11 protein-coding genes are annotated in these 9,310 nt (G+C 37.9%); 2 read left to right on the plus strand and 9 right to left on the minus strand.

The window, feature by feature from the left end; genetic code table 11:
- Positions 1–62: 62 nt before the first annotated feature.
- The 8 genes from IOC57_RS12105 to IOC57_RS12140 form a co-directional block, all read right to left on the minus strand.
- Positions 63–1,415, minus strand: coding sequence for a sensor histidine kinase (locus IOC57_RS12105; protein WP_207438957.1), 1,353 nt, complete (start codon positions 1,413–1,415; stop codon positions 63–65).
- Positions 1,412–2,110, minus strand: coding sequence for a response regulator transcription factor (locus IOC57_RS12110; RefSeq protein ID WP_207438958.1), 699 nt, complete (start codon positions 2,108–2,110; stop codon positions 1,412–1,414). Before IOC57_RS12110 ends, IOC57_RS12105 begins: the two co-directional genes overlap by 4 nt.
- 144 nt (positions 2,111–2,254) lie before the next feature.
- On the minus strand, positions 2,255–3,136 hold the full coding sequence (locus tag IOC57_RS12115) for a PhzF family phenazine biosynthesis protein (RefSeq protein WP_207438959.1): 882 nt from the start codon (positions 3,134–3,136) through the stop codon (positions 2,255–2,257).
- A gap of 839 nt (positions 3,137–3,975) precedes the next feature.
- Complete coding sequence (locus IOC57_RS12120) at positions 3,976–5,034, minus strand: threonine aldolase family protein (RefSeq protein WP_207438960.1); 1,059 nt, start codon at positions 5,032–5,034, stop codon at positions 3,976–3,978.
- A 1-nt stretch (position 5,035) separates the two neighbouring features.
- The gene (locus IOC57_RS12125; protein WP_207438961.1) at positions 5,036–5,479 is read right to left on the minus strand and encodes a MarR family winged helix-turn-helix transcriptional regulator; all 444 of its coding nucleotides are present in this window, start codon (positions 5,477–5,479) and stop codon (positions 5,036–5,038) included.
- 332 nt (positions 5,480–5,811) lie between these two features.
- Positions 5,812–5,958: a hypothetical protein gene (locus tag IOC57_RS12130; protein WP_207438962.1), complete on the minus strand. Its 147-nt coding sequence runs from the start codon at positions 5,956–5,958 to the stop codon at positions 5,812–5,814.
- Positions 5,959–6,087: 129 nt separating this feature from the next.
- Positions 6,088–6,324 (minus strand): hypothetical protein, encoded by a 237-nt coding sequence (locus IOC57_RS12135; protein ID WP_207438963.1) that lies wholly within the window; start codon positions 6,322–6,324, stop codon positions 6,088–6,090.
- A 502-nt stretch (positions 6,325–6,826) separates the two neighbouring features.
- Positions 6,827–7,159, minus strand: a complete 333-nt coding sequence (locus IOC57_RS12140; RefSeq protein ID WP_207438964.1) for a winged helix-turn-helix transcriptional regulator — start codon at positions 7,157–7,159, stop codon at positions 6,827–6,829.
- A 105-nt stretch (positions 7,160–7,264) separates the two neighbouring features.
- Between IOC57_RS12140 and IOC57_RS12145 the strand changes: the two genes are divergently transcribed.
- The gene (locus IOC57_RS12145) at positions 7,265–8,113 is read left to right on the plus strand and encodes a pirin family protein (RefSeq protein ID WP_207438965.1); all 849 of its coding nucleotides are present in this window, start codon (positions 7,265–7,267) and stop codon (positions 8,111–8,113) included.
- A gap of 79 nt (positions 8,114–8,192) precedes the next feature.
- Positions 8,193–8,591, plus strand: a complete 399-nt coding sequence (locus IOC57_RS12150) for a DoxX family protein (RefSeq protein WP_207438966.1) — start codon at positions 8,193–8,195, stop codon at positions 8,589–8,591.
- Positions 8,592–8,647: 56 nt separating this feature from the next.
- Here IOC57_RS12150 and IOC57_RS12155 read toward each other — a convergent pair whose 3' ends face one another.
- Positions 8,648–8,878, minus strand: coding sequence for a JAB domain-containing protein (locus IOC57_RS12155; RefSeq protein WP_207438967.1), 231 nt, complete (start codon positions 8,876–8,878; stop codon positions 8,648–8,650).
- Positions 8,879–9,310 lie beyond the last annotated feature (432 nt).

The following is a 9,310-nucleotide window of genomic DNA, read 5'->3' on the forward strand; positions in this document are numbered from 1 at the left end:
CCATCCAACGTCATTTTGGCATTATTGCATCTTAAAATGATCCCTCGATAGGAATTCACTAGTTAAGGGACTTCATTAAATAAAAGAGTAACGTTCGTTCCCCTGCCTTCGAGACTATCCATTTCAACCCGTACATCAATTGCCTCAGCAATTTCCCTTGCCATGGAAAGCCCCAATCCTGTACCGCCCCGCTTTCGGCTCCTTGCTTTATCTACACGATAAAAGCGATCGAACACTTTTGGCAATTCAGCCTTTGGAATTCCATCCCCTCTGTCCTCGATGCGGATATATGCTTCATTACTTGTTTTCCCTATGTAGACTGAGATATGTTCATCACTATATTTTCTTGCATTGTCCAAAAAAATAAACAAAAGCTGTTTTAACTTTTGAACGTCCGTTACTGTTTCAATCGCATCGCCACTATAAATCTCCACGGTTCGATTGTATGCATTTTTATATACTTTCGCTAACTCTGCAATGATATCGGTCAAATTGACGTTTTCTTTCTCTATATTCCATTTTTCCTGATGCTTTGCAAGCAGGAGCATTTGCTCTGTCATCTCTCTCATTCTAATCGCTTCAGAATGAATGGCCTCTATGGATTCACCGAACAAATCAGGCCGCTCCATCCCCTTTCTTTTCAAAAGGCTTGCATAGCTTTCGATGACAGTTAACGGTGTTTTTAATTCATGTGAAGCATTCGATACGAATTGCTCCTGTTTTTCGAAGTTAGCTTGTAGCAAATCGATCATGTGATTAAAGGTTTTCCCCATTTCCACAAGCTCATCTTTTGATTTTTCCTCTAGGCTAAGACGCTTAAATTGGCCGCTTGTTTGAATTTCCTTCATCGTATCAATCATCGATCGAATCGGACGGGCGATGAAGTTACTAAGAATAGTGCTTGATATCAGAACAGGTATCATGGCAATGACCGTTACAGCGATTAATACGATGCGCAGAACAGCGAGCATTTCTTCGGTTGCTGTCATGCCTTTCGTGATTTGAAGATTAACTATACTCCCATCCCCCCAAACGATCGGATTTGAAACGAATACATACTTTTTCTGATGATAGGTGATGATCACACTCTTCTCACCTGGATAAAAGCTATTATTTCGATAGCTTAATTGTTTTTCAGAATTGGATGTCACAGCCATTCCTTTTCGTTGACCTTCTTTTACAATGCCAATCATGCCATCTATAGGCAAAAAAGCTCGAAGTAAATCATTCGATGAAATATGATTAACATTTTTACTAACATCAAAGGCAATTTTCCCTGTCTCCGCTTTCGCACGATTAAGTTCGTTCACCATCATCAGATTACTGAAAACAAAATAAATGGAAGCATTCATCAAAAGGAGCAGGAAAATGAATAACACCGCTGTATATAGATTTATTTTCTTCCGCAGTCTCATTTTGCTTCCTTCATGACGTAGCCAACGCCTCTTACGGTATGAATAAGCCGTGTATCAAAGCCATATTCGAGCTTTTTGCGAACATATCGGATATACACATCCACCACGTTTGTTTCTCCATAGAAATCATACCCCCAAACCGCTTCCAGAATTTGATCCCGGTTTAGCACTTGACGCTTATTCTTCAGTAAATAAAGAAGTAAATCATACTCTTTTGGCGTTAAGTCAATTTCACTTTCACCTCTAATGACTTCGCGCGTTTTGACATTTACCTTTAGATCAGCCGTATTGAGCCATTCATCATCTTCACCTTCCATTGAAGGCGCTGTGCACATTCTTAAAACCGCACGAATTCGGGCAAGTAATTCCTCAATTTGGAAAGGTTTAGTGATGTAGTCGTTCGCGCCGAAATCAAGACCGGAAACCTTATCTTCAACCGAGCCTTTTGCAGTTAACAGGATGACAGGAGTGAGATTATTTTTCGCACGAATTTTACGAAGCAGTTCGATCCCGCTTATGCCCGGAAGCATCACATCCAATAAGATCAAATCCCATTTTCCTGATCGATACGCTTCAAGGGCTTCAATTCCGTCCATTGCCTTTCCGATTTGGTAGCCTTCGATTTCAAGCTCTAATTCAAGCAGTCTTATGATTTTTTCTTCGTCTTCTACAATTAGTATAGACTCTTTACTCATTTGTAAGGCCTCCTTTAGTTTGGACTGTACCCATTCATGTGTTATTCATTTTAAATTTAAATGGATTGGATTATCCGTATGCATGCCTGTTCGTTCATAAGAAAAAGGCTGCCTCAGCAACCTTCCTTATTTTGAAGTAGGTTATTAAAGAAACCATTCACCTTGTGCAATTTTCACTACTTTACCTCCTACATGAACATCGATTTCCCCGTTCACATCACCTGCTTTTAAAAACAATAAAGAAGGTCTTTCGATTTCGCATCCCTGTTCTACACGAATGTCTATTTCACTTTTTTTAAAATACCGGTATTTAACTAAGTAAGCAGCTAAACATCCATTAGAACTGCCAGTGGCTGCATCTTCTGGGATACCATAATATTCCGCAAAGTCTCGAACATTCAAATCATTTTTCGAATCATACGTTTCTGGGGAAAAAACCATAATGGCTTTGGCATCCGTGTGTTCAATTAATTTAAAATACTTTTCTCTATTAATCTTTACTATTCTAACGGCTTCCAATGATTTTAATGGGACAACAAGCACTGGGAGCCCCGTCGAAACTTCTTGAATGGGAAATCTATCATCTATGTTTTCTTTATGTATATTTAAAACATCAAAAATTTCATCTGTATCTAAAATTCGTCCAAAAGTTGGTTCATTTTGTTTCATCCATAGAAGCTCTTCTTGATTATTGAATGATACTGTTATCTGTCCACCTTTAAAGTTTAAAATAATGGTATCCAATGGTGCTTCTAATACTTCGTTATGAATGATATATGCAGTTCCTAAAGTCGGATGTCCAGCAAAAGGAACCTCTTCATTAGGTGTGAAAATTCGAACATCATAGCCGCCATCATTTTTTGAATCAGACAAGATAAAGGTTGTCTCGGAAAAATTAATTTCTTTGGCAATTTGTTGCATTTCATTATCCGGAATACTTCCAGCGTTTTTAAAAACCGCGAGTTGATTTCCTGTATATTTTCCATTTGAAAACACATCAACAATAGCATAATTAATCCTCTCCATAAGACTTCTCCTCGTTTATAGTTTTTTTTAACGAATGTCCCAATTATTGCATGTAAATTTTGAAAATTAAAGTCGCTATTTGCCCAGTTAGCTCCAAAAAAAAAGAGCTGCCAAAGCAACTCTCATGTTAAAAGCCCTATTTACTTTGTACCTGATTTCAATCTGTTCCTGCCAAATATTTTTTTAAGACTTACGCATTTATATAGGTTTGATAAACTTACACCCACTAAAAATAATTGGAAATCCCAAAGGATTTGGAATCCATATCCTTTTCGCTGATAGTAGAACTTCATCCAATCGTTGAATTTCAACCCTTTTTTTCGTGGGACCTTTTTTCATTAATTTACTTCCAGCTTCTCTTAAAAACCTTTCTTTTTGCTCTGCTTTAGTCCTGCTAATTGTTTTCGTGTAAACATGATGGGGTTGGGGTTGTTCCAGTATTTTCTTCATTGATTGTTTTAATGAATCAAATGGTATTTTTTTCATTATTCCAGGTGAAAATGACAGCTCTAATCATGTTCTTTTTCAATCTGACTACTTGTAGCTAAAGCATGTTTATGTCGATTAATGGCATGCAATAATGTGTGATACTGCATATTTGAAAACGCCAAGACTCAATGTCCTGTAATGGACGTTCCATTTCATGAATACTATCACCCTCTATTTTTTTACGGATACTATATTATAGGTTTCATCACCCTTGTTAATACTCCCTCGGTCACAAGGCTGCCCATCGCCACCTGGATAAAAAATGGTTGGATCGAACACAACAAATCTGTCTTGTATTAAAACAATATTTGCCCAACATTCTTATATATATCTATTCTCTGCATATAACTCTATCGTATCCACTTTTCCCCCTCTTTCGTTGCCTTAATATCCTCCACCAGCATTTCAACATGTTCTTTTTTCGTAGCCCAACTGGTACAAAATCTTACAGCACTGTGTGTAGCATCGATTTTTTCCCAGAAGGAGAATGAATACTTTTTGCCTAGTTCCAAAATTACATCTTCCGGCAAAATGGGAAACTGCTGATTCGATGTGGAATCATATCGTAATGAAAATCCATTTTCAACAAACGCATCTCGAATCATCATTGACATTTCTACTGCATGATTAGAAATTTCATAGTATAAGCCATCTTCAAATAAGGTTTCAAACTGGATCCCCAATAGTCTCCCTTTAGCCAGTAATCCTCCCTTTTGCTTGATGAAATATCGGAAATCCTTTTTCAGGGCATCATTCATGATGACTGCCGCTTCACCAAACATCGCACCAATTTTCGTTCCTCCTATATAGAACGCATCACATAGGCTTGCAATATCTGCCAAGGTCAGATCGCTGTCCATTGAAGCCAAACCATACCCTAATCTAGCGCCATCCAATACCAATGGCAAACCACATTCCCGGCAAACTTTACTTAACGCTTCCAATTCGGCTTTACTATAAGTCGTTCCATTTTCTGTAGGGTTGGAAATATAGACCAAGCCTGGCTGTACCATATGCTCATGAGTGACATCATTCCAGTGGGCATCATATAATTCTTTCACCTGCTCAGCTTGAATTTTCCCATCATCACTCGGCAAAGTAAGCACCTTATGACCAGTGGCTTCAATGGCTCCTGTTTCATGCACGGCGATATGACCAGTAATTGCTGCTACTGCACCTTGATGCGGGCGCAAAATTGAAGCGATAATCGTTGTATTCGTTTGTGTTCCTCCTACTAAAAAGTGTATATCTGCATTCGCCGCATCACACTCTTTTCGAATGTAAGCTCTTGCTTGTTCACAGTGCATATCCACTCCATACCCAGGTGTTTGTTCTTCATTGGTTTCTATTAATCGTTTCAGAATTCGCTTATGAGCACCTTCTGTATAATCATTTTCAAAACGTATCATCCTATATTCTCCCCAAACTATCCAATTTCTGCTGAATGAACATCATAGAAGCATGGATTTCTTTTATTTCATTTTGTGATAATCCCTGAAATAACCTCACTAATTGTTTATCTGATTTTTCATTAATCTGGTTAAAAAGAGTAATCCCTTTAGGAGTCAACCGAATAAGACTAGTTCTGTTATCCAAAATCGAGTTTTCCTTAATAACCAGTCCATCTTTACATAGCTTGGTAATTATCCTACTCATATAACTGCGATCAATTTCCAGTTTATCAACTAAATTATTTGCTATGCACTGCTCCATCAAACCGATTTCTAAAATTACCCGTGCCTCAGTGAAAGAATATCCGGTATCCAAAATATGCTTATCCAATACACCAAGTATATTTGTATAAAATCTATTGAATTGCCGTATATCAGCTATGGTATTTTTATTTATATTCATTCTTGACTTCCTTTTTAGTGGACTTTATCCACTAATACTGTATTGTGATTAGTGGACTTTGTCAACATTTTCATAAACCTTTGAAGGATCAATCGATACCGCTCGTTTAACCCCTTTCAAACTTTTAGCCCTGATAAAACAACCGTTCCACTTGCCCTTTAGGTAAGATTCTCTAAATGCATTAACCTGCCAAGTGCAATAAAAAAAGGAGCTGCCAAAAAGCAGCCCAAACGGTTTTTTATATTGCTGATTTCACAAATGAAGGAGGGAGTAGGATGGAGAAGATCATTAGAAAAGATAGAAAAACGCCCCAAAAAAGATGTTCAATTTAATCATTTTTTCTTTATTTTACCGTCGTTCCCCTGGTCAATACCAGAAGCGTTATTAACTATTTGTGGAAACAAGTTCAACCCCTGATCCAAAGCATTCATTGAATCGGCTTTTTGGCCGATTTTTTTTGATTTTTCTTGTTTTTTCATTTTTGTCGCCTCCTAAAATTAGGATTCGTAGTAAATCAAAAAATATTCCAAAGTAATTCTTAAATGATTATGTTGCACAGTTTGTTAATTAAGGGTACTTGTTCCCTTGAAACCGTACGTTTGCTCATGTTAAGAATCGTACATTAAGAACACTTTATTTTTTAAAAAACCAAATTCATTTAATATTTCCTCTGAACCATCCACTTTAATAGTCGTAATTTTTTCATCCATTGTTTTACCGGTAAAGTACCAAAAACGATTATTCCCCTTTACTTTAATGATTTCTGCTTCATCATTTCCGACAAGGACCTTTGAAATTGATGGGTCTGATATTGCCCCAGAATAAATGTATGGGGCTGTCTCCATTACTGACCAATTTTGATCGTTATATGATAACCATAGCCGGGGTAGAACGTCCACACCCGCGGGACTATGATTCCATATAACAAACGAAGCTATGATCCTGCAAGAAATATAGTTATTACCTTTTTATGATTTTGGCAATCTTGAAAATTCCAAAGCCGCAAAGAATTATGATACCCATGATAATAATTGGTAGTAGAATATTCAGTGACAATCATCTCCCTTTAAATTATGTAAGTTATTCTTATATCCATATACTACCACATCGAAAAATTCACTTATTCAACTCCCTCAGTTTAAACAACTCCACATTTCCACATAATGTACATTCTTCACACCGCCCCTGGAGGCTTTCCCTCCCATGTCTCAACGGGTCATTTGCCCTATCATTCCTTCGTCATGCCTATCCAAGGGATGGAGGCCAGTTTTGATAACCTGCCCCGTTAGTTGAAAAACAAAATTCTGAAAATGTATTTAGGTCTTCATAATCACAAGGGAATAAATGTTAATCCATTGTATTTTTTCTCTTTTTATGTTCTATACTCCATTCGTGCATTGAATCTAAAATCGGCTTCAATGTCATTCCATACTCAGTTATAGAATATTCCACTTTAGGTGGGACTTCACGATATACCTCTCGACTTATGAGCCCCTCCTCCTCTAGTTCTCGTAATTGATTTGTTAGCATTTTTGGGGTAATGCCTACAAGTGCTTTTTTTAATTCTCCATATCTCATTGTGCCTTCCGACATTAGATACAATAAGATGGTAGGCTTCCATTTCCCAACCAAGATGGAAAGGGCATCATGCACTTTACAATATTCAGGTTTTATTTTCATCTTTACCTCCAATAGTATCTTTTTGCATACTAGATATCTTCAAAGTGCATACTTACATAATTGATTTTAATGGTTTATTATGACTATGAAAAGGGGGTAGACAATATGAAATCTGATAATATTAAACGTCGTGAAATAAAAAAGGTATGGACAGTAACCGAACAAAAAATAAGCAATATTCATACCGCAAGTCCTATCCTTGCACCTGGCAACTGGGTAGATTATGACCCGTTCTTATTATTAATGGAAGATACATTTCAAAAAGGAGCATTTAGTGACCATCCTCACCGTGGTATAGAGACCATAACATATATCATTGACGGAAGGCTTAATCATTATGACAATGTTACGGGGGCGGGTGGGATCCTAGAAACAGGTGACCTTCAATTTATGACTGCTGGTAGAGGAGTGATCCATAATGAATCACCACTTGACGGTGAAACAGTTCATCTTCTTCAGCTTTGGGTTAACCTACCTCGTAAATATAAAATGGTAAAACCCCGTTATCAAAATATGAACGCAAAAGATATGCCTGTTCGTCAAGAGAACGGTGCCTTAATTCGAGTATATTCAGGTTCATCTGGAGATATTGTATCGAACTCCCTGAATTACGCTTCTGTCACGTTTGTAGAAATGATGTTGGAAGAAGAGGCATCCATTAGTCAAGACCTTCCTGGTACCTATAATGGCTATATTTATGTATTAGAAGGCAGTGGAACATTTGGTGAAAATAAAGTTGAAGCGAAAAAAGGGCAAGCAATGTGGCTAGGTTCCGCAAATGATGGGGAAATGAGCAATATTCCCATTTCTGCAAGCGAAAAATTACGACTTGTTCTTTTTGCAGGTGAACCTCTCAGAGAACCTGTTGTAGCATATGGCCCTTTCGTAATGAATTCTGAAGAAGAAATACGACAGGATTATCAGGAGGGTAAATTCGAAACTCCAGTAGATTAAAGATTCATGGAAATGGTTGAATGAATTTGATTACCTCATCAACGAACAAATTAAATAAAGAAAATAAAGGAGCCAAAAGATGATAGGGTTAGGTTTATTGTTAATACGCTTAGTAATTGGATTGTCATTCATATCTCACGGAGCCCAAAAGTTATTCGGCTTTGGTGGCGGCGGTGGTTTAAAAGTAACTGGGGAGCATTTTGAAAAATTGGGAATCAGGCCAGGGGTGACAATGGCGTTACTCGCTGGGCTGTCGGAATTAATAGGTGGAGCCATGTTTGCGGTAGGGTTTCTTACCCCACTTGCAGGCATTGTGATTGCTGGAACAATGGTAGTAGGGATATTAAAAGTTCACGGACCAAATGGTTACTGGATTACGAAGGGTGGATATGAATACTGTCTTGCTGTATTAGTTGTAGCAATTGGTGTAGCTCTTACGGGTGCAGGACAATATTCACTTGATGGTATTTTATTTTAAATTATATCCATTTTTACGACAAATGTTTTGGATTCAAGGAATCAGACGCTCAGAAGCTAATTCTGAGCGTTTGTTGTGAAACTATCATTAAGCTTTTCTATTCTAGGATGGACGACACTAGCATTTAGGCTTCCCACATGCGCCCGATGAAGACCTACAACATGATTTTTCGTGTTGAGCATCATAACGAGAAAAACTTCCCTGTCCTCGTTTGCAATTTGCGTTGCGGTTAATTCTCGGACATCTTCTGAATTGCGAATTTGAAAGGCCACAAACGGCTCAACCATTTACCTGATTTCCTGCTTAATTCGTACCACTTCAAAAATTGGGGTTAATTCCATTTTCAAAACTCCATTTCATTTCATTTTTTTTTTTATTTGTTGCCCTTTTGTTTCTTCTCTGGTGGGTTTTTCATTCCTATTTTCATTTGCCTTGCGAAGCGAATTAATTCCCCAAAGGGGGATTAATTTTCCCCTTTTGACAAGTAGAATGAAAGACACGCATAGGCAATCGGTCAAGGGATTAAGCACAAAAAGTTTTTGATGTTGCGATAGCGCCCCTAATCAAAAAGGTTTTTGCCCCTTGATCGATTGACTGGCCGTCTTAACTTCCTGCCGGAAAGGTTCGGGTGTCCTACCGGCTGGAAGGTTAGTCGTCCTGCGCTGTTTCACGATTCGGAAGGCAAAGGGAAAAATAATAAAAAAGCAGCCGCCCGGCTG

The organism is Bacillus sp. SD075, from assembly GCF_017355165.1.
Lineage (GTDB): Bacteria > Bacillota > Bacilli > Bacillales > DSM-1321 > Peribacillus.

Coding starts and splice junctions, on each gene's coding strand:
- IOC57_RS12105 (WP_207438957.1), bottom strand. CDS start 1,415: ATGAGACTGCGGAAGAAAATAAATCTATATACAGCGGTGTTATTCATT.
- IOC57_RS12145 (WP_207438965.1), top strand. CDS start 7,265: ATGAAATCTGATAATATTAAACGTCGTGAAATAAAAAAGGTATGGACA.
- IOC57_RS12150 (WP_207438966.1), top strand. CDS start 8,193: ATGATAGGGTTAGGTTTATTGTTAATACGCTTAGTAATTGGATTGTCA.
- IOC57_RS12130 (WP_207438962.1), bottom strand. CDS start 5,958: ATGAAAAAACAAGAAAAATCAAAAAAAATCGGCCAAAAAGCCGATTCA.
- IOC57_RS12110 (WP_207438958.1), bottom strand. CDS start 2,110: ATGAGTAAAGAGTCTATACTAATTGTAGAAGACGAAGAAAAAATCATA.
- IOC57_RS12115 (WP_207438959.1), bottom strand. CDS start 3,136: ATGGAGAGGATTAATTATGCTATTGTTGATGTGTTTTCAAATGGAAAA.
- IOC57_RS12140 (WP_207438964.1), bottom strand. CDS start 7,159: ATGAAAATAAAACCTGAATATTGTAAAGTGCATGATGCCCTTTCCATC.
- IOC57_RS12120 (WP_207438960.1), bottom strand. CDS start 5,034: ATGATACGTTTTGAAAATGATTATACAGAAGGTGCTCATAAGCGAATT.
- IOC57_RS12135 (WP_207438963.1), bottom strand. CDS start 6,324: ATGGAGACAGCCCCATACATTTATTCTGGGGCAATATCAGACCCATCA.
- IOC57_RS12125 (WP_207438961.1), bottom strand. CDS start 5,479: ATGAATATAAATAAAAATACCATAGCTGATATACGGCAATTCAATAGA.
- IOC57_RS12155 (WP_207438967.1), bottom strand. CDS start 8,878: ATGGTTGAGCCGTTTGTGGCCTTTCAAATTCGCAATTCAGAAGATGTC.